We start from the raw sequence: 18,507 nt of genomic DNA, 5'->3' as shown, positions 1-18,507 counted from the left end.
ACAAGTCACTGTACAGACAATTGTAAGTCTGCCTACTAACCCAAAGGCAGAAACGACGTGTAGATAGTTCCAAGGCCTTACTTTGTGATAAGGGTCAGGACACACACGGGAGAGTGTACAGTCACCGCTTGTCGTACTTAGATCAAAAAGTGCGAAAAGGAGGCGACTTTTTTTATGGCAAATCAGGTAATGAGAATTACTCTTAAGGCTTATGATCATCAGCTTGTTGATGCATCAGCCAAGAAGATCATCGAGACAGTCAAGAAGAACGGATCTCAGGTTAGTGGACCAGTGCCTCTTCCTACTAAGAAGGAAGTTGTTACAATCCTCAGAGCGGTTCACAAGTATAAGGATTCCAGAGAGCAGTTCGAGCAGAGAACTCACAAGAGACTTATCGATATCATCACACCTACATCAAAGACAGTTGAGGCTCTTCAGAGACTCGAGATGCCTGCAGGTGTAAACATCAACATCAAGATGAAATAATTCATCTTTGATAATAGAAACAATCAATTCACCTCTACTAGTATGATGCGAGACGCATGATGCCGTGAAAAACTGGAGAATTGTCAATCGTTGCAGACAATTAAAGCGACATTGCGAATGAAGTAAGCATCCGCTGTAGACGTAATAAGGAGGTAAAAAACATGAAGAAGGCTATTTTAGCTACTAAGGTCGGAATGACCCAGATCTTCAAAGAAGATGGTTCACTGGTTCCTGTAACTGTTCTTCAGGCAGGACCATGCGTAGTAACACAGATCAAGACAGTTGAGAACGATGGTTACAGCGCTGTTCAGGTTGGATTTGTTGACAAGAAAGAAAAGGTTGTTAACAAGGACAAGAACGGAAGCAAGACAATCTACCACCGTCACGGAGCAACAAAGGCTGAGCAGGGACATTTCAAGAAGGCTGGAGTTTCTTGCAAGAGATATGTAAGAGAGTTCAAGTTCGAGAATGCTGCTGATTATGCACTTGGTGCTGAGATCAAGGCTGATATCTTCGCAGAAGGCGACAAGATTGATGCAACAGCTGTTTCAAAGGGAAAAGGATTCCAGGGTGCTATTAAGAAGAACGGTCAGCACAGAGGACCTATGGCACACGGTTCCAAGTTCCACCGTCATCAGGGTTCTAATGGTTCCAGTTCAGATCCCAGCCGCGTATTTAAGGGCAAGGGAATGCCTGGTCACATGGGCAGCGTAAAGGTAACAGTTCAGAATCTTGAGGTTGTAAGAGTAGATGCAGACAAGAATCTTATTCTTGTAAAGGGCGCTATTCCTGGACCTAAGAAGGGACTTGTTGCTATCAAGGAAACCGTAAAGGCTGAAAATTAATTAAGCGCGAAAGGAGGACCATACAGATGGCTAATGTATCTGTTTACAATATGGAAGGCAAAGAAGTTGGCAAGATCGATTTAAACGATGCTATCTTCGGAGTTGAAGTAAATGAACATCTCGTACACATGGCAGTTCTTCAGCAGCTCGCTGACAAGCGCCAGGGTACACAGAAAGCAAAGACACGTTCTGAAGTTTCCGGAGGCGGAAGAAAGCCTTGGAGACAGAAGGGAACAGGTCACGCAAGACAGGGATCTATCAGAGCTCCTCAGTGGAAGGGCGGCGGAGTTGTATTCGCTCCGGTTCCAAGAGATTACTCTTTCAAGATGAACAAGAAGGAGAAGAGAGCTGCACTTAAGTCTGCACTTACAGACAAGGCTCAGAACAACAACCTTATCGTAGTTGACGAGCTTAAGTTCGATGAGATCAAGACTAAGAAGTTTGCAGAGGTTATGAACAACCTCAAGGCTACACGTAAGGCACTTGTAGTACTTGCTGACAACGATCAGAACGTAGTACTTTCAGCAAGAAACCTTGCAGAGGCAAACACAACACTTACAAACACACTTAATGTTTATGATATCGTAAACGCAAGAACACTCGTCCTTACAAAGGATGCAGTAGCAAAGATAGAGGAGGTGTATTGCTAATGGCAGCATTACAGTATTATGACGTAATCCTTAAGCCTGTTCTTACAGAGAAGAGTATGAACGCAATGGCAGATAAGAAGTACACTTTCCTTGTTAATCCTGAAGCTAACAAGACACAGATCAAGGAAGCTGTAGAGAAGATGTTCGAGGGAACAAAGGTTAAGAAGGTTAACACCCTCAACGCTGACGGCAAGATGAAGAGACGTGGCATGACAATTGGTTTCACAGCTAAGACTAAGAAAGCAATCGTTCAGCTCACAGAGGACAGCAAGGACATCGAGATCTTCCAGGGACTCTAATTTAAGAACTGATGAATATACGTGCGAATCCAATTTGAGTCCGGGATTCAGCGCACAGCGCCGGGCACGTGATAAAAACAAAAGGAGAAATAATCATGGGAATTAAGAAATACGGCCCATATACCCCATCCAGAAGAAACATGACTGGATCTGATTTTTCAGAGATCACAAAGAGCACTCCTGAGAAGTCACTCATTGTTTCAAAGAACAGCAAAGCTGGTCGTAACAATCAGGGTAAGATCACAGTAAGACATCGTGGATGCGGCGGCAGAGTTAAGTACAGAATCGTTGATTTCAAGAGAAACAAGGACGATATGCCTGCAAAGGTTATCGGAATTGAGTATGATCCTAACAGATCAGCAAATATCGCACTTATCCAGTACGAGGATGGCACAAAGGCTTATATCCTTGCACCTAACGGATTAACAGATGGCATGACAGTTATGAACGGTGCTAACGCAGAGATCCGTGTTGGTAACTGCCTCCCACTTTCACAGATTCCTGTCGGTGAAAACGTACACAACATCGAGCTTTATCCTGGAAAGGGCGGCCAGATGGTTCGTTCAGCAGGAAACGCTGCACAGCTCATGGCTAAAGAAGGTAAGTACGCAACACTTCGTCTTCCTTCAGGCGAGATGAGAATGGTTCCTATCGAGTGCAGAGCAACAATCGGTGTTGTAGGAAATGGTGATCACAACCTTATCAACTATGGTAAAGCCGGACGTATTCGTCACATGGGCATCCGTCCTACAGTTCGTGGTTCTGTTATGAACCCTAACGACCATCCACACGGTGGTGGAGAAGGAAGAGCTCCTATCGGACGTTCTGGCCCTAGCACACCTTGGGGTAAGCCAGCTCTTGGTTATAAGACACGTAAGGCTAAGAAGGCTTCCAACAAGCTCATCGTAAGAAGAAGAAACGGTAAAGCCATCAAATAAGGAGGAATAAAATGTCTAGATCACTTAAAAAGGGACCTTTTGCAGACGCAAGCCTGCTTAAGAAGATAGATGCTATGAACGCAGAGGGCCAGAAGCAGATTATCAAGACTTGGTCACGTCGTTCTACAATTTTCCCGTCTTTTGTTGGACACACTATCGCTGTTCATGACGGAAGAAAGCATATTCCTGTATATGTTACTGAAGATATGGTTGGACACAAGCTCGGTGAGTTCGTTCCTACCAGAACCTTCAAAGGACATGCTGGAAATTCTCCCGTTGAGAGAAAGAGCAGCATAAACTAATTAGTTATTCAATGAAAGGAGGTCTACTAACGTGGAAAAGGAAATTAAGCATAGATCACAAATTAAAAGAGCAAGAAATCGTGACAATAGAGAGACAAGACCTTTTGCTAAGTTATCTTACGCAAGAATACCAGTTCAGAAGGCATGCTTCGTAATGGACGCTATCAGAGGAAAGGATGTTGAGACTGCACTTGCAATCCTTGCATACAATCCAAGATATGCATCAAGCGTTATCTACAAGCTCCTTAACAGCGCTGTAGCAAACGCTGAGAACAACAAGGGTATGAACAGAGCTAATCTCTATGTTGCTGAGTGTACAGCAAGCAACGGCCCTATCATGAAGAGAATTCAGCCTAGAGCACAGGGCAGAGCTTACAGAATCAACAAGAGAATGAGTCATCTGACTGTTGTATTGGACGAGAGATAATTGAAAGGAGAACCAAGTAATGGGACAGAAAGTTAATCCTCATGGCCTCAGAGTTGGTGTTATCGCTGACTGGGATTCAAAGTGGTATGCTGAGTCATCAGATTTCGCTAACAATCTGGTTGAAGATTACAATATCAGAAAATTTCTGAAGAAGAAGTTATATGCTGCCGGTGTTTCTAAGATTGAGATCGAGAGAGCATCAGACAGAGTAAAGGTTATCGTATACACAGCTAAGCCCGGTGTTGTAATCGGTAAGGGCGGTGCTGAGATCGAAGTAACAAAGAAGGAGCTTTCAAAGCTCACAGACAAGAAAGTTCTTGTTGACATCAAAGAGATCAAGAAGCCTGATAAGGATGCACAGCTTGTTGCAGAGAACATTGCACAGCAGCTTGAGAACCGTGTATCTTTCAGAAGAGCTATGAAGTCTTGCATGAGCAGAACAATGAAGACAGATGCCCTTGGTATCAAGGCTTGCTGCTCAGGACGTCTTGGTGGCGCAGATATCGCTCGTTCAGAGTTCTACAGCGAGGGAACAATTCCTCTTCAGACACTCAGAGCAGATATCGACTATGGTTTTGCTGAGGCTGACACAACTTACGGAAAAGTTGGTGTTAAGGTATGGATCTACAAGGGTGAAGTACTTAAGTCAAAGGCAGTTGAGAATTCAGATAAGGAAGGGAGCGATAAATAATGTTAATGCCAAAGAGAGTTAAGCACCGCAAGCAGTTCCGCGGTTCAATGGCTCATAAAATCACTCGTGGTAACACAATCACTTATGGTGAGTACGGAATTGTTGCGCTTGAGCCTTGCTGGATCAATTCAAACCAGATCGAGGCAGCCCGTGTAGCTATGACACGTTTCATCAAGCGTGGTGGTCAGGTATGGATCAAGATTTTCCCTGACAAGCCAATCACTTTAAAGCCTCTTGGAACACGTATGGGTTCCGGTAAGGGTGCAACTGATAGATGGGTAGCTGTTGTTAAGCCTGGTCGTGTAATGTTCGAAATCGGTGGAGTTGCCGAGGCCGATGCGAGAGAAGCTCTTCGTCTTGCGACACACAAGCTTCCTTGCAAATGCAAGATCGTTTCAAAGGCTGATTTGGAAGGCGGTGTATCTAAATGAAGACAAATAAGTATGTAGAAGAGCTTCTGGCTAAGTCATCAGAAGAGCTCCAGACAGAGCTTGTAACAGCTAAGAAGGAACTTTTCAATCTGAAATTCCAGAACGCTACAAACCAGCTGGATAATACAGCAAGAATTAAAGAAGTAAGAAGAAATATTGCAAGAATCCAGACTGTAATCACACAGAATGCTAAGGCTGCTAACTAAGCCGGTGTTAGCCTAAATCTAAAAGGAGAAATTGATCGTGGAAAGAAATTTAAGAAAAACGCGTGTTGGTAAAGTAACAAGCGATAAGATGGACAAGACCATCACAGTTTCCATTGAGGACCATGTTAAGCACCCTCTTTACAAGAAGATCGTAAAGAGAACCTATAAGCTTAAGGCTCATGACGAGAACAACGAGTGCCGTATCGGTGACACAGTTAAGGTCATGGAGACAAAGCCAATCTCCAAGGATAAGAGATGGAGACTTGTATCCATTATTGAACGTGCAAAGTAATTCGAAAAAAGGAGAAATATCATGATTCAGCAGGAAAGTAGACTTAGAGTCGCTGATAACACAGGTGCTAAAGAGCTTCTTACAATCCGTGTTATGGGTGGATCTACAAGAAGATATGCGAGAATCGGCGACACAATCGTAGCTTCTGTTAAAGAAGCAACACCCGGCGGAGTTGTAAAGAAGGGTGATGTTGTAAAGGCTGTTGTCGTTCGTACTGTTAAAGAGACACGTCGTAAGGACGGTTCCTACATCAGATTTGATGAGAACGCTGCTGTTGTTATCAATGAAGATGGTACGCCTAAGGGAACACGTATTTTTGGACCAGTAGCTAGAGAGCTTCGTGAGAAGAAGTTCATGAAGATTCTTTCTCTTGCTCCTGAAGTATTATAAGGAGGCGCCTAGATGTCAACAAGTAAGATCAAGAAGGGCGATACTGTAAGAGTAATCGCTGGAAAAGAGCTCGGCAAGGAAGGCAAGGTTCTTTCTGTTGATGCTAAGAACGGAAGGGTAGTCGTTGAGGGTCTTAACAAGGCTACAATACACGAGAAGCCTTCAGCAAAGAATCCTAATGGCGGAGTGGTAGAAAGAGAAGCTGCTCTTGATATCTCAAACGTTGTTTATCTTCATAAGGGACAGCCTACCAAGATCGGATTCAAGGTTGAGAAGGACGAGAATGGTAAGGTTGTAAAGAAGAACCGTGTTGCTAAGAAGACCGGCGACATAATCGACTGATAAGGAAAGGAGGTAAATTACGTTGAGTAGATATAAGGATTTATACAAGAATGAGATCGTTGATGCTATGACAAAGAAGTTCGGTTACAAGAATGTAATGGAAGTTCCAAAGCTCGACAAGATCGTTATCAATATGGGTGTTGGAGAAGCAAAGGAGAATGCTAAGCTTCTTGAGAACGCTGCAAATGATATGACCATTATTTCCGGTCAGAAGCCTGTTATCACAAAGGCTAAGAAGTCAATCGCTAACTTCAAGTTAAGAGAGGGTATGCCTATCGGATGCAAGGTAACTCTTCGTGGTGATAAGATGTACGATTTCCTTGATCGTCTCGTAAACCTTGCACTTCCTCGTGTACGTGACTTCAGAGGAATCAATCCTAACTCTTTCGACGGAAGAGGTAACTATGCTCTTGGTATCAAGGAGCAGCTCATCTTCCCTGAGATCGAGTATGACAAGATTGATAAGACAAGAGGTATGGATATCATTTTCACAACAACTGCTAAGACAGACGAAGAGGCTAGAGAGCTTCTTACACTGTTCAATATGCCTTTTGCAAAGTAATTAAGGAGGAAATAAGACACAATGGCTAAATTATCCATGAAGTTGAAACAGCAGATGAAACCAAAGTTCTCTACACGTGCTTATAACCGTTGTAAGATCTGCGGTCGTCCTCATGCTTATCTTAGAAAGTACGGAATCTGCAGAATTTGCTTCCGTGAGCTTGCATATAAGGGCGAGATTCCTGGTGTAAGAAAAGCATCTTGGTAAGCTGCGTTCCGCAGCACTTATTGTGACTCTGGGATGGGAGTCACGTATATTAAAAATAGTATTACTCTTTGTGAAATGAGAAACACATAAGCGCGCATTGCGGCTTCGTGTCTCTGCTCAATTCGGGGAGTAGTAAGGCGAAGCAAAAATAATTAAGGAGGCAAATTTAAAATGGCAATGAACGATCCTATTGCAGATATGCTTACAAGAATTCGTAACGCAAATACTGCAAAGCATGACACAGTTGATGTTCCTTCTTCAAAGATGAAGCTTGCAATTGCAAACATTCTTCTTGAGGAGGGTTATATTAAGAAGCTTGATGTTGTTGAAGATGGCGCTTTCAAGAATCTTCACATCACTCTTAAGTACGGTGCTGACAGAAACGATAAGGTTATCACAGGTCTTAAGAGAATCTCAAAGCCTGGTCTTCGTGTATACGCAGGCAAGGATGAGCTTCCCAGAGTATTAGGTGGTCTTGGTATTGCAATCATTTCTACAAACCAGGGCGTTGTAACTGATAAAAAGGCAAGAGAGCTCCAGGTTGGCGGCGAAGTTCTTGCATTCATTTGGTAAATTGGAGGTACGGGCATGTCACGAATTGGAAAAATGCCAATCGCAGTTCCTGCTGGTGTAACAGTAGAAGTTGCAGAAAATAATAAGGTGACTGTAAAGGGACCTAAGGGAACCCTTACAAGAGTATTCCCTGCAGAGATTTCTTTCGAGCAGGAGAATGGACAGATCGAGGTTAAGAGACCAGACGATCAGAAGAAGACTAGAGCATTACATGGTCTTTCAAGAAGCCTTCTCAACAACATGGTTGTTGGTGTAACAGATGGTTTCGAGAAGAAGCTTGAGGTTAACGGTGTAGGTTACAGAGCTGCTAAAAACGGCAAGACACTCTCTCTGACACTTGGTTATTCACACCCTGTAGAGCTTGTTGATCCTGAAGGAGTTGAGACAGTTGTAGAGGGACAGACAATCACAGTTAAGGGAATTGACAAAGAGGCGGTTGGCCAGCACGCTGCTATCATCAGAGAAAAGAGAGCTCCAGAGCCTTATAAGGGCAAGGGAATCAAGTATGCTGATGAAGTTATCAGACGTAAAGTTGGTAAGACCGGTAAGAAATAATTAAGAAGGAGAGTGCACAATGGTTAGTAAGGAATCAAGATCAAAAGTACGTGCTAAAAAGCACATGAGAATCCGTAATCGTTTCAGCGGCAGTGCTGAGAGACCTAGACTCGCAGTATTCAGAAGCAATAACCACGTATATGCTCAGGTTATTGATGACGTAAATGGCACAACACTTGTATCTGCTTCAACTCTTGAAAAGGATATCAAGGCTGAGCTCAAGAATACAGACGACATCGAAGCAGCAACAAAGATCGGAGATGTTGTAGCAAAGAGAGCATTAGAGAAGGGTATCAAGGCCGTAGTTTTTGATAGAGGCGGTTATATCTATCATGGTAAGGTTAAGGCTCTTGCTGATGCAGCCAGAGAAGCTGGCCTGGAATTCTAAGAAGGGAGAAGTTTACAAATGAAGCGTAATATCGTTGATGCAAGTCAGCTGGAATTAACAGATAAAGTTGTAACCATCAAGCGTGTTACAAAGGTTGTTAAAGGTGGACGTAACATGAAGTTCACAGCCCTTGTAGTTGTTGGTGACAACAACGGACACGTTGGTGTTGGTCTGGGTAAGTCAACAGAAATCCCGGATGCTATCCGTAAGGGTAAGGAAGATGCTACTAAGAACCTTATTACTGTTCCTCTTGATGAGAACAACAGTATCACACATGATTTCATCGGTAAGTTCGGCTCAGCTGAAGTTTTACTGAAGAGATCACCTGAAGGTACCGGTATCATCGCTGGTGGTCCTGCTCGTTCTGTATGTGAGCTTGCAGGTATCAGAAACATCAGAACAAAGTCACTTGGTTCAAACAACAAGCAGAATGTTGTTTATGCTACAATCAATGGTCTTGCTCAGTTAAAGACACCTGAAGAGGTAGCAGCAAAGCGCGGTAAGTCTGTAGCAGAAGTTACTGCATAATAGGAGGAAAAATCAATGGCAAGCGAGAAGAAACTTAAGATCACATTGGTTAAGTCCACAATTGGCGCTGTACCTAAGCAGGTAGCAACAGTAAAATCAATGGGATTCAAGAAGCTTAACAGCAGTGTTGAGCTGCCTGACAACTCTGCAACAAGAGGTCAGATCCAGCAGATCAGACACCTTGTTAAGGTTGAAGAGATCTAATTAACATTACAATCATCCGAAACTGTATTACGATAGCGCGAGTGGCCTATGGCTGCGTATAGCGCTTGGGGTTTCGGCATTAATAAGGAGGAATATCATGGAATTATCCAACTTAAGACCCGCTGAGGGTTCTGTACAGAGCGATAATTTTAGAAGAGGCCGTGGTCATGGATCAGGAAACGGCAAGACTGCCGGTAAGGGACACAAGGGTCAGAAGGCTCGTTCCGGTGCACCAAGACCTGGTTTCGAAGGTGGTCAGATGCCTCTGTTCAGAAGACTTCCCAAGAGAGGCTTCAAGAACATCAATCACAAGAATATCGTAGGAATCAACGTATGTGCTCTTGACGTATTTGAGGATGGTGCAGTTGTTGATGTACAGGCACTCAAGGATCAGGGTATAATCAAGAAAGAACTTGATGGCGTTAAGATTCTTGGAAACGGCGAGATTACTAAGAAGCTCACGGTTAAGGCTAATGCTTTCAGTGCAGTAGCTAAGCAGAAGATCGAGGCACTTGGTGGAACAACAGAGGTGATCTAATGTTTAAATCCCTAATGAATGCATTAAAGGTCAAAGAAATAAGAATGAAGATTCTTTTTACTTTCTTAATGCTCTGCGTAATCAGACTCGGATCAGCTATTCCCGTACCGGGAATGAACACAGCTGTTTTCCGTAACTGGTTTTCCGGACTTACAGAGAGTGACGCTTTTGGCTTTATGGATCGATTCACCGGTGGATCATTTGAGAACATGTCAATCCTGGCACTCAATATCACACCGTACATCACATCTTCCATTATCATTCAGCTTCTCACAATTGCTATTCCTAAGTTTGAGGAGTGGCAGAGAGACGGAGAGGACGGAAGAAAGAAACTTACAGCGCTTACAAGATACATCACTATCGCATTAGCGCTTATCGAGTCCATCGCAATGGCAATTGGTTTCTACAGGAACACAGGATTCCTCACACAGCAGAATCCATTCCTCGTAGTTCAGATTGTAGCAGCTCTTACAGCTGGTAGTGCATTCCTGATGTGGGTTGGTGAGAGAATCACCGAGAATGGGGTTGGAAACGGAATTTCTATTGTCCTGACTATTAACATTCTTTCAAGAATGCCGTCAGACATCAGCTCATTATTTGAGCAGTTCGTAAGTGGAAAGCCTATTGCTAGGGGAGTAGTTTCAGCAATTATTATTTTAGCTGTTATTGTTGCAATGGTAGTATTGGTTGTTCTTCTTAACGGCGCTGAGCGCAGGATTCCTGTACAGTATGCCAAGAAGATCCAGGGTAGAAAGACCTATGGCGGACAACGTTCAGAGATTCCTCTGAAAGTTAACACTGCAGGTGTTATGCCTATCATCTTTGCAATGTCACTCTTCCAGTTCCCAATCATTATCAGCCAGCTGGCTGGTTATCAGGGATCAGGTACCTGGGGTAAGATTCTTGCTTACCTTAACCAGAGTAACTGGTGCAATCCAAACCATTGGAATTATTCAATCGGACTTTTGGTTTATATTTTATTACTTATCTTCTTCGCGTATTTCTATACATCAATTACCTTCAATCCTATTGAGATTGCAGATAATATGAAGAAGCAGGGCGGATTTATACCCGGAATCAGACCCGGTAAGCCTACAAGTGATTACCTTACAGGTATTCTCAATTACATCATTTTCATTGGAGCATGCGGACTGACAATAATCGGTGTACTTCCAATCTTCTTTAATGGTGTATTTGGTGCAAGTGTTTCATTCGGAGGAACATCACTTATCATCGTAGTAAGTGTTATCCTTGAGACAATCAAGCAGATTGAATCACAGATGCTTGTTCGTAATTACAAAGGTTTCCTGGAAGATTAAGCTATGGTACAATAATAAGAGGCGTCAAGGTCTGCATAGTGCAGGTCTTGAAACCTCTTATCTTAATTTTTGAGAAGGGTGAATGAATATGAAAATTATTATGTTAGGTGCACCTGGTGCAGGAAAAGGAACACAGGCTAAGATGATCGCGGAGAAGTTTAACATTCCGCATATCTCAACAGGAGATATCTTCAGAGCCAACATCAAAAACGGTACTGAGCTTGGCAAAAAGGCCAAGGAGTACATGGACAAAGGACAGCTTGTTCCGGATGAGCTCACAGTTGAGATCCTTCTGGACAGAGTAGCTGCAGACGATTGCAAGAACGGATATGTTCTTGACGGATTCCCACGTACAATCCCACAGGCAGATGTTCTTGACAAAGAGCTTACAAAGCTCGGCGATAAGGTTGATTTCGCAATCAACGTTGATGTTCCTGATGAGAACATCGTTCGCAGAATGTCAGGCAGAAGAGCATGCCTTAAGTGTGGTGCAACCTATCATATTGAGCACATTCCTCCGAAGCAGGAAGGAATCTGCGATAAATGTGGAAGCGAGCTTGTTCAGAGAGACGATGATAAGCCTGAGACAGTTCAGAACAGATTATCAGTTTATCATGAGCAGACTCAGCCTCTTATCGACTACTACAACAAGAAGAATATCTTGAAGTCAGTAGACGGAACAAAAGACATGCAGGAAGTATTCAGTGATATTGTAAATATCTTAAACGCATAAGAATATGGCTATTACGATCAAAACTGATGAAGAAATAGAACTTATGCGACAGTCAGGGCATCTTTTAGCAAAGGTTCATGATGAACTGCATGCTGCTCTAAGACCCGGAATCTCTACCTTTGAGCTGGATGAAATCGGCGAGAAGGCTATCCGTGCACTTGGTGGAATACCAAACTGCAAAGACTATGAGGGATTTCCTGCCTCTGTTTGCATATCTGTGAATGACGAGGTTGTTCACGGAATACCAAGTAAAGATAGGATCCTTAAGGAGGGCGACATAGTCACCTTCGATACAGGACTTATATATAAAGGCTTTCATTCTGACGCAGCAAGAACATGGGGTGTCGGCAAGATCAGTGACGAAGCTCAGGATCTTATTGATGTGGCCAGGGACAGCTTTTTTGAAGGAATCAAAAAGGCCAGAGCAGGACACAGACTACATGAGATATCAAGAACGGTTGACAATTACGTTACAAGTCACGGATATGGTGTTGTCAGAGAGCTCACAGGTCATGGAATAGGCAAAAGCCTCCATGAAGACCCGATAGTGCCGAACTATAAGAAGTTCTGGCCTGGGCCTAAGCTTAAAAAGGGCATGACAATATGCGTAGAACCCATGATAACTCTCGGTGAGAGATATGTAGGCTGGTTGGATGACGAATGGACGGTGGTTACCGTTGACGGTAAGCTCTCAGCCCATTATGAAAATACTATAGCCATCACGGATGGTGAACCAGAGATACTGACTATCATTTGACAGTAAGGATTTAAGGAGGATAAAGATGTCAAAGGCTGATGTAATTGAAATTGAAGGAAAGGTTATTGAGAAGTTGCCCAACACAATGTTCCAGGTTGAGCTTGAGAACGGACACGTTGTTCTTGCTCATATCAGCGGCAAACTCAGGCAGAACTTCATCAGAATTTTGCCCGGTGACAAGGTAACACTTGAGCTGTCACCATACGATCTTACAAAGGGCAGAATTATTTGGAGAGATAAATAATCAGATTGTTTAAACCGGAGTGTATAGCACTCCGGTTTTGTGTTATACTGATGAATTGAAAGGTTTACACAATTTCAGATTGGAGGAGAATATGGGAGAAAAAAGACAGGCTATTTATGATGCCACAACATTGGGGAAGCCGAAAATGGCGGTTTTAGGTTTGCAGCACATGTTTGCTATGTTTGGAGCAACCATTCTGGTTCCTATTTTGGTCAACGGCTATTTTAACGGTGAGGGACTTTCAGTCCAGGTAACACTATTCTTTGCAGGACTTGGTACACTTCTGTTTCATCTTTGTTCTAAATTCAAGGTTCCGGCTTTTCTGGGATCATCATTCGCATTTCTCGGCGGCTTTGCCACAATAGCAAATCTTAATACAGGAAAATATGCAAACATGACATATGGAGAGAAGCTTCCTTATGCATGTGGCGGTATTGTTGTCGCAGGTCTTCTTTATCTTATCCTTGCGCTTATTTTCAGACTGGTTGGTGTAAAAAAGGTTATGCACTACCTTCCACCTGTTGTTACAGGACCGATCATCATCTGCATCGGACTTTCACTTGCGCCTTCTGCAATCGGAAATGCTTCAGCTAACTGGATTCTTGCAATCATCGCATTTTTGGTTGTAATCATCTTTAATATCTGGGGTAAGGGAATGTGGAAGATCATTCCTATCCTTATGGGTGTAGTAATCTCTTATCTGGTTGCGGTTATTTTCCAGGCTTTTGGAATGACCAATGCTGACGGATCAGCAATCATTGATTATGCACCTATTGCTACAGCTGCATGGGTTGGACTTCCTAAGTTTGTAATCGCTAAATTTGATATTACAGCAATACTTGTTATGGCACCTATTGCAATTGCAACCATGATGGAACATGTTGGTGACATCTCAGCAATTTCTGCTACAACATCCAAGAATTTCATAGAAGATCCCGGTCTTAACAGAACACTCCTTGGTGACGGACTTGCAACTGCACTTGCAGGAATGTTTGGCGGACCTGCAAATACAACTTACGGTGAGAACACAGGAGTACTTGAACTTTCTAAAGTATATGATCCTAAGGTAGTAAGAATTGCTGCTGTTTATGCAATCATCGTCAGCTTCATTCCTAAGATTGCCGATATCATCGGAACAATGCCAACAGCTATCATCGGCGGAATAAGCTTTGTATTATACGGAATGATATCAGCTATCGGTGTAAGAAACGTAGTTGAGAACAAGGTAGACTTCACTAAGTCAAGAAACCTTATCGTTGCTGCAGTAATCCTTGTATCAGGTCTTGGATTCACAGATGGTATTACATTTACAATCGGAAGCACATCAATAACACTTACTTCACTGGCTATCGCAGCTCTTCTCGGAATCATTCTTAATGCTATTCTTCCGGGTAATGATTACAATTTCGGTGATAATCATAAGGGCGATATCAACAGAGGTGTTAGCTTTAACAATATAGAAGAGGAAAATAACGAAAAATAATCGATTTTTTGTAAAAAACCTGTTGCGTATTGAATTTGTTTGTGTTATATTATAAGTCGGTCTTTTTGTGAGAAGGGCATATTATGCCCTTTTCAAGGCATTTTATCCATGCGTAAGAAAGGAGTAACAATGAAAGTTAGGTCTTCTGTTAAGCCTATGTGCGAGAAGTGCAAGGTTATCAAGAGAAAGGGCGTTATCAGAGTTATCTGTGACAACCCTAAGCACAAACAGAGACAGGGTTAATTCGAGCCAATTCGGATTACTTTTTGATACCAATATAGAACATGCTGATCTATAGCGTATTGGAAAGATCGGACCCGTTTCTGTCCGATTGGGCGTAGCTTAAAAGCCCCAATCAAACAAGTAACTATTTTTATCATTATTATTTATTTTTATGGAGGATTTTTAAATGGCTCGTATTGCAGGTGTTGATTTACCTAGAGATAAGCGAGTAGAGATCGGTTTGACATACATCTACGGTATCGGTAGAACAAGCTCAAACAAGATTCTTGAAGCAGCAAAAGTAAATCCGGACACACGTGTTCGTGATCTTACAGACGATGAAGTTAAGAGAATTGCCGAGGTTATCGGTAATGACTACGAAGTAGAAGGTGACCTTAGAAGAGAAGTTGCCATGAACATCAAGAGACTCACTGAGATCGGATGTTACAGAGGCGTACGTCACAGAAGAGGACTTCCTTGCCGTGGTCAGAGAACTAAGACAAATGCAAGAACAAGAAAAGGACCAAAGAGAACAATCGCTAACAAGAAGAAATAATCTTCATTAGCCTTTGAATATGAACCCGGGCATGGCGAGTTCAGAACAGTAACAAAAAACAAAGATTTATAGGAAGAAAGTAGGTTAGTTTAAAATGGCAAATCAGAAATCATCAGCAGCAAAGAAATCAGCTGCTAAGAAACGTGTCAAGAAAAACGTTGAACACGGACAGGCACACATTCAGTCATCTTTCAATAACACAATCGTTACATTGACAGATGCTGCAGGAAACGCTCTTAGCTGGGCAAGTGCCGGTGGTCTGGGATTTAAGGGTTCAAGGAAATCTACTCCTTATGCTGCACAGGTAGCTGCAGAGACAGCAACTAAGGCTGCACTTATTCACGGCCTTAAGACTGTTGATGTATTCGTTAAGGGACCAGGATCAGGAAGAGAAGCTGCAATCAGAGCTCTTGCTGCAAGCGGCCTTACAGTTACATCTATCACAGACGTAACACCTGTACCACATAACGGATGCAGACCACCTAAGCGTCGTAGAGTATAATCATACTCATTGTTTGCGGGTTACATGTGCAAATATAGATTATATTTTTGACAATTAACTCGTTGGACGAAGGTGCGAATTAAGTTTTAAAGCATTGTAAACAACATCAGATGAAGACATCATCTGAGAAAAAGAAAGGAGCCAAAAATGGCAGTAAACAGAGTTCCCGTTTTAAAGAGATGCAGATCTCTTGATCTTGATCCAACATTCCTTGGATATGACAAGAAGTCAAAGAGAACATCAGCTAGAGCTGGTAAGAAGATGAGTGAGTACGGACTTCAGCTTCGTGAGAAGCAGAAGGCTAAGTTCATTTATGGAGTACTTGAGAAGCCTTTCAGAAACTACTATGACAGGGCTGATAGAATGAAGGGTCAGACAGGTTCAAACCTTATGACAATTCTTGAGACAAGACTTGATAACGTAGTTTTCAGAATGGGATTTGCAAGAACAAGAAGAGAAGCAAGACAGGTTGTTCTTCACAAGTTCATCACTGTAAATGGCAAGGTTATCAACATCCCTTCATACCTCATCAAGGCTGGTGATGTTATCGAAGTAAAAGAGGCTGCAAAGAATATCCAGAGATTTAAGGATATCTCAGAGATCACAGCAGGCAGACTTGTTCCTGAGTGGATCGATGTTAACAAAGAGAGCCTTCAGGGCACAATCAAGGAGCTTCCTTCAAGAGAAGCTATTGACGTTCCTGTAGATGAAATGCTTATCGTCGAGTTGTACTCTAAATAATAATTGCTTAGCAATTCATTATTATTATAAAATGTTAACAAACCACATAAGGAGGGTATATCAGTGTTTGATTTTGAAAGACCAAATATTGAAGTTGCTGAAATCTCAGATGATAAGAAGTATGGTAAATTCGTAGTCGAGCCTCTTGAGAGAGGTTACGGTATTACACTGGGCAATTCCCTTCGTAGGATTATGCTCTCTTCATTACCAGGAGCAGCAGTAAGTCAGGTCAAAATCGAAGGCGTATTACATGAGTTCAGTTCTATTCCCGGAGTTAAGGAAGATGTAACTGAGATCATCATGAACATCAAGAACCTTTCAATCAAGAACAGTTCTGATACAAACGAGCCAAAGACTGCATACATTGAGTTCAATGGTGAGGGCGTTGTAAAGGCTTCTGATATTCAGGTTGACCAGGATATCGAGATCATGAATCCTGATCAGGTTATCGCCACACTTTCCGGTAAGGATGCTAAGCTCTACATGGAGCTCACCATCACAAAGGGAAGAGGATATGTAAGCTCTGACAAGAATAAGACCGGTGATCTTCCTATCGGTGTGATCGCTATCGATTCTATCTATACTCCTGTTGAGAGAGTAAATGTAACTGTAGAGAACACTCGTGTAGGTCAGGTTACAGACTTTGACAAACTTACACTTGATGTTCACACGGATGGAACACTTGGTCCCGACGAGGCTGTAAGCCTTGCAGCTAAGGTTCTCAGTGAGCACTTAAGCCTGTTCATTGATCTTTCCGAGAATGCTAAGACCGCTGAGGTTATGGTAGAGAAGGAAGATGATGAGAAGGGCAAAGTTCTCGAAATGTCAATTGATGAACTTGAGCTTTCAGTTCGTTCATTCAACTGCCTTAAGAGAGCAGGCATCAATACCGTTCAGGAGCTTGCTAACAAGACTTCAGACGATATGATGAAGGTTCGTAATCTTGGACGTAAGTCACTTGAGGAGGTTCTTGCTAAGCTTGATGAGCTCGGACTTTCACTCAGACAGGACGGCGAATAATTTTGTTATATGATTTCCGCTGAAGGTAAATCCGATGCGTACTGAGGTGGATTCTCATAATGGATCATTAACAGCATCTAAGGAGTAAGACCGATGTGCATCCTTTGATGTACCACAGCAGGGGGAACCCTGCAAATGAGAAAGGAAGTAATTTAAAATGGCAATGTACAGAAAGCTTGGAAAAGCAACAAAACCTAGGAGAGCACTTCTTCGTAACCAGGTAACAGCACTTCTTTACAATGGTAAGATCATTACCACAGAGGCAAGAGCTAAGGAAATCAAGAAGATCGTAGAGCCTATGATCACTCTTGCAGCTAAGGAGAAGGACAACTTCGAGACAGTTACTGTTGAAGCTAAGGTTCCTGAGAAGGACAAAGATGGCAAGAGAGTAAAAGAAGTTGTAGATGGCAAGAAGGTTACAAAGTATACAACTGTTAAGAAGGAAATCAAGAAGGATCTTCCTTCACGTATGCATGCAAGACGTCAGCTCCTTAAGACTCTTTACCCTGTAACTGAGGTTCCTACTGAGAAGGCAGGAAGAAAGAAAAACACTAAGGAAGTTGATCTCGTAGCTAAGCTTTTCGATGAGTATGGCCCTAAGTACGCTGGACGTAAGGGTGGTTATACAAGAATCGTTAAGATCGGCCAGAGAAAAGGCGATGCAGCTATGATGGTTGTTCTTGAGCTCGTTTGATAACAAGCCACTTAAAAGGGATACGGCAATAGCCCAATGTCATTAAGATAAGATGACAACAAAAAGAAATAGAGAACTGAGAACCTGAATAAGGTAATCAGTTCTCTTTTTTTGATGGTTTTTAAACCTTCAGGGCATAGAAAATAGGCAGATGTCCATCTGCCGAAATGATAGTATAATTAGTTTGTTAAGCTACTCTGTACAGAAAGCTTATAGCGGTTTGGACTTTGACTTTGCGAGGGTCTTTGCGTCCAGGTCGGATTGGAAGAAGCTCTTTACTGATGAGGAATTCCACGTCAGGAGGAGCTTCCTTCTTTATTGATAGAAAATGGCGACATATGTGGATAGCCCTCGTGTAGTTTAATTGATAAGCATGCTTTCG

The 18,507-nt window shown here is 42.6% G+C and carries 32 protein-coding genes; all 32 read left to right on the top strand.

Going from position 1 to position 18,507, the window contains the following annotated elements:
* Window positions 1-174: 174 nt before the first annotated feature.
* Window positions 175-486, top strand: a complete 312-nt coding sequence (gene rpsJ / locus G632_RS0113990) for a 30S ribosomal protein S10 (RefSeq protein WP_013279995.1) — start codon at window positions 175-177, stop codon at window positions 484-486.
* A gap of 161 nt (window positions 487-647) precedes the next feature.
* Complete coding sequence (gene rplC / locus G632_RS0113985) at window positions 648-1,331, top strand: 50S ribosomal protein L3 (protein WP_022769980.1); 684 nt, start codon at window positions 648-650, stop codon at window positions 1,329-1,331.
* Window positions 1,332-1,357: 26 nt separating this feature from the next.
* Window positions 1,358-1,981, top strand: a complete 624-nt coding sequence (gene rplD, locus G632_RS0113980) for a 50S ribosomal protein L4 (protein ID WP_022764353.1) — start codon at window positions 1,358-1,360, stop codon at window positions 1,979-1,981.
* On the top strand, window positions 1,981-2,280 hold the full coding sequence (gene rplW / locus G632_RS0113975; protein WP_022764354.1) for a 50S ribosomal protein L23: 300 nt from the start codon (window positions 1,981-1,983) through the stop codon (window positions 2,278-2,280). Before rplD ends, rplW begins: the two co-directional genes overlap by 1 nt.
* A gap of 95 nt (window positions 2,281-2,375) precedes the next feature.
* Entirely contained in the window at window positions 2,376-3,218 is an 843-nt protein-coding gene (gene rplB / locus G632_RS0113970) for a 50S ribosomal protein L2 (protein WP_022764355.1), read from the top strand.
* An 11-nt stretch (window positions 3,219-3,229) separates the two neighbouring features.
* The gene (gene rpsS / locus G632_RS0113965) at window positions 3,230-3,520 is read left to right on the top strand and encodes a 30S ribosomal protein S19 (protein ID WP_022764356.1); all 291 of its coding nucleotides are present in this window, start codon (window positions 3,230-3,232) and stop codon (window positions 3,518-3,520) included.
* Window positions 3,521-3,551: 31 nt separating this feature from the next.
* Complete coding sequence (gene rplV, locus G632_RS0113960) at window positions 3,552-3,947, top strand: 50S ribosomal protein L22 (protein ID WP_022764357.1); 396 nt, start codon at window positions 3,552-3,554, stop codon at window positions 3,945-3,947.
* Between the two features lie 19 nt (window positions 3,948-3,966).
* Window positions 3,967-4,638, top strand: a complete 672-nt coding sequence (gene rpsC / locus G632_RS0113955) for a 30S ribosomal protein S3 (protein WP_022764358.1) — start codon at window positions 3,967-3,969, stop codon at window positions 4,636-4,638.
* Complete coding sequence (gene rplP, locus G632_RS0113950; protein ID WP_022769978.1) at window positions 4,638-5,069, top strand: 50S ribosomal protein L16; 432 nt, start codon at window positions 4,638-4,640, stop codon at window positions 5,067-5,069. Before rpsC ends, rplP begins: the two co-directional genes overlap by 1 nt.
* A complete protein-coding gene (gene rpmC, locus G632_RS0113945) occupies window positions 5,066-5,275 on the top strand; it encodes a 50S ribosomal protein L29 (protein WP_022764360.1) in 210 nt (69 codons plus the stop codon). The genes rplP and rpmC overlap by 4 nt, the downstream gene beginning before the upstream one ends.
* Before the next feature lie 37 nt (window positions 5,276-5,312).
* Window positions 5,313-5,567, top strand: coding sequence for a 30S ribosomal protein S17 (gene rpsQ / locus G632_RS0113940; RefSeq protein WP_013280005.1), 255 nt, complete (start codon window positions 5,313-5,315; stop codon window positions 5,565-5,567).
* A 21-nt stretch (window positions 5,568-5,588) separates the two neighbouring features.
* Complete coding sequence (rplN, locus tag G632_RS0113935; RefSeq protein WP_022764361.1) at window positions 5,589-5,957, top strand: 50S ribosomal protein L14; 369 nt, start codon at window positions 5,589-5,591, stop codon at window positions 5,955-5,957.
* Between the two features lie 12 nt (window positions 5,958-5,969).
* The gene (gene rplX, locus G632_RS0113930; RefSeq protein ID WP_022764362.1) at window positions 5,970-6,299 is read left to right on the top strand and encodes a 50S ribosomal protein L24; all 330 of its coding nucleotides are present in this window, start codon (window positions 5,970-5,972) and stop codon (window positions 6,297-6,299) included.
* A 22-nt stretch (window positions 6,300-6,321) separates the two neighbouring features.
* Window positions 6,322-6,861, top strand: coding sequence for a 50S ribosomal protein L5 (gene rplE, locus G632_RS0113925; protein ID WP_022764363.1), 540 nt, complete (start codon window positions 6,322-6,324; stop codon window positions 6,859-6,861).
* Window positions 6,862-6,882: 21 nt separating this feature from the next.
* Window positions 6,883-7,068 (top strand): type Z 30S ribosomal protein S14, encoded by a 186-nt coding sequence (locus G632_RS0113920; RefSeq protein ID WP_022764364.1) that lies wholly within the window; start codon window positions 6,883-6,885, stop codon window positions 7,066-7,068.
* A 171-nt stretch (window positions 7,069-7,239) separates the two neighbouring features.
* Complete coding sequence (gene rpsH, locus G632_RS0113915) at window positions 7,240-7,641, top strand: 30S ribosomal protein S8 (RefSeq protein ID WP_013280010.1); 402 nt, start codon at window positions 7,240-7,242, stop codon at window positions 7,639-7,641.
* Window positions 7,642-7,656: 15 nt separating this feature from the next.
* Complete coding sequence (rplF, locus tag G632_RS0113910; RefSeq protein ID WP_022764365.1) at window positions 7,657-8,196, top strand: 50S ribosomal protein L6; 540 nt, start codon at window positions 7,657-7,659, stop codon at window positions 8,194-8,196.
* 19 nt (window positions 8,197-8,215) lie between these two features.
* The gene (gene rplR / locus G632_RS0113905; RefSeq protein WP_022769976.1) at window positions 8,216-8,584 is read left to right on the top strand and encodes a 50S ribosomal protein L18; all 369 of its coding nucleotides are present in this window, start codon (window positions 8,216-8,218) and stop codon (window positions 8,582-8,584) included.
* An 18-nt stretch (window positions 8,585-8,602) separates the two neighbouring features.
* Complete coding sequence (rpsE, locus tag G632_RS0113900; protein WP_022764367.1) at window positions 8,603-9,112, top strand: 30S ribosomal protein S5; 510 nt, start codon at window positions 8,603-8,605, stop codon at window positions 9,110-9,112.
* Window positions 9,113-9,127: 15 nt separating this feature from the next.
* The gene (gene rpmD, locus G632_RS0113895) at window positions 9,128-9,316 is read left to right on the top strand and encodes a 50S ribosomal protein L30 (protein WP_022764368.1); all 189 of its coding nucleotides are present in this window, start codon (window positions 9,128-9,130) and stop codon (window positions 9,314-9,316) included.
* Between the two features lie 97 nt (window positions 9,317-9,413).
* Window positions 9,414-9,854, top strand: coding sequence for a 50S ribosomal protein L15 (gene rplO / locus G632_RS0113890; protein ID WP_022769975.1), 441 nt, complete (start codon window positions 9,414-9,416; stop codon window positions 9,852-9,854).
* The gene (gene secY / locus G632_RS0113885) at window positions 9,854-11,173 is read left to right on the top strand and encodes a preprotein translocase subunit SecY (RefSeq protein ID WP_022769974.1); all 1,320 of its coding nucleotides are present in this window, start codon (window positions 9,854-9,856) and stop codon (window positions 11,171-11,173) included. The genes rplO and secY overlap by 1 nt, the downstream gene beginning before the upstream one ends.
* A gap of 88 nt (window positions 11,174-11,261) precedes the next feature.
* A complete protein-coding gene (locus G632_RS0113880) occupies window positions 11,262-11,906 on the top strand; it encodes an adenylate kinase (protein WP_026512595.1) in 645 nt (214 codons plus the stop codon).
* 4 nt (window positions 11,907-11,910) lie between these two features.
* Window positions 11,911-12,663, top strand: a complete 753-nt coding sequence (gene map / locus G632_RS0113875) for a type I methionyl aminopeptidase (RefSeq protein ID WP_022769971.1) — start codon at window positions 11,911-11,913, stop codon at window positions 12,661-12,663.
* Window positions 12,664-12,688: 25 nt separating this feature from the next.
* Window positions 12,689-12,907, top strand: coding sequence for a translation initiation factor IF-1 (gene infA / locus G632_RS0113870; RefSeq protein WP_013280019.1), 219 nt, complete (start codon window positions 12,689-12,691; stop codon window positions 12,905-12,907).
* Window positions 12,908-12,998: 91 nt separating this feature from the next.
* Window positions 12,999-14,390 carry a uracil-xanthine permease family protein gene (locus G632_RS0113865; protein WP_022769970.1) on the top strand — a complete coding sequence of 464 codons (1,392 nt, stop codon included), beginning with the start codon at window positions 12,999-13,001 and terminating at the stop codon, window positions 14,388-14,390.
* Between the two features lie 129 nt (window positions 14,391-14,519).
* Complete coding sequence (rpmJ, locus tag G632_RS0113860; protein ID WP_013280022.1) at window positions 14,520-14,633, top strand: 50S ribosomal protein L36; 114 nt, start codon at window positions 14,520-14,522, stop codon at window positions 14,631-14,633.
* A 166-nt stretch (window positions 14,634-14,799) separates the two neighbouring features.
* On the top strand, window positions 14,800-15,168 hold the full coding sequence (rpsM, locus tag G632_RS0113855; RefSeq protein WP_022769967.1) for a 30S ribosomal protein S13: 369 nt from the start codon (window positions 14,800-14,802) through the stop codon (window positions 15,166-15,168).
* Window positions 15,169-15,262: 94 nt separating this feature from the next.
* Window positions 15,263-15,670 (top strand): 30S ribosomal protein S11, encoded by a 408-nt coding sequence (gene rpsK, locus G632_RS0113850; RefSeq protein WP_022764376.1) that lies wholly within the window; start codon window positions 15,263-15,265, stop codon window positions 15,668-15,670.
* 147 nt (window positions 15,671-15,817) lie between these two features.
* The gene (gene rpsD, locus G632_RS0113845) at window positions 15,818-16,411 is read left to right on the top strand and encodes a 30S ribosomal protein S4 (protein WP_022769966.1); all 594 of its coding nucleotides are present in this window, start codon (window positions 15,818-15,820) and stop codon (window positions 16,409-16,411) included.
* Between the two features lie 63 nt (window positions 16,412-16,474).
* On the top strand, window positions 16,475-17,431 hold the full coding sequence (locus G632_RS0113840; protein WP_022764378.1) for a DNA-directed RNA polymerase subunit alpha: 957 nt from the start codon (window positions 16,475-16,477) through the stop codon (window positions 17,429-17,431).
* Between the two features lie 157 nt (window positions 17,432-17,588).
* A complete protein-coding gene (gene rplQ, locus G632_RS0113835) occupies window positions 17,589-18,125 on the top strand; it encodes a 50S ribosomal protein L17 (protein ID WP_022769964.1) in 537 nt (178 codons plus the stop codon).
* The last annotated feature ends 382 nt before the right edge of the window (window positions 18,126-18,507 follow it).

This window comes from Butyrivibrio sp. NC2007, from assembly GCF_000421405.1.
Classification (GTDB): domain Bacteria; phylum Bacillota; class Clostridia; order Lachnospirales; family Lachnospiraceae; genus Butyrivibrio.
This window is presented reverse-complemented; position numbering and strand designations above follow the sequence as displayed.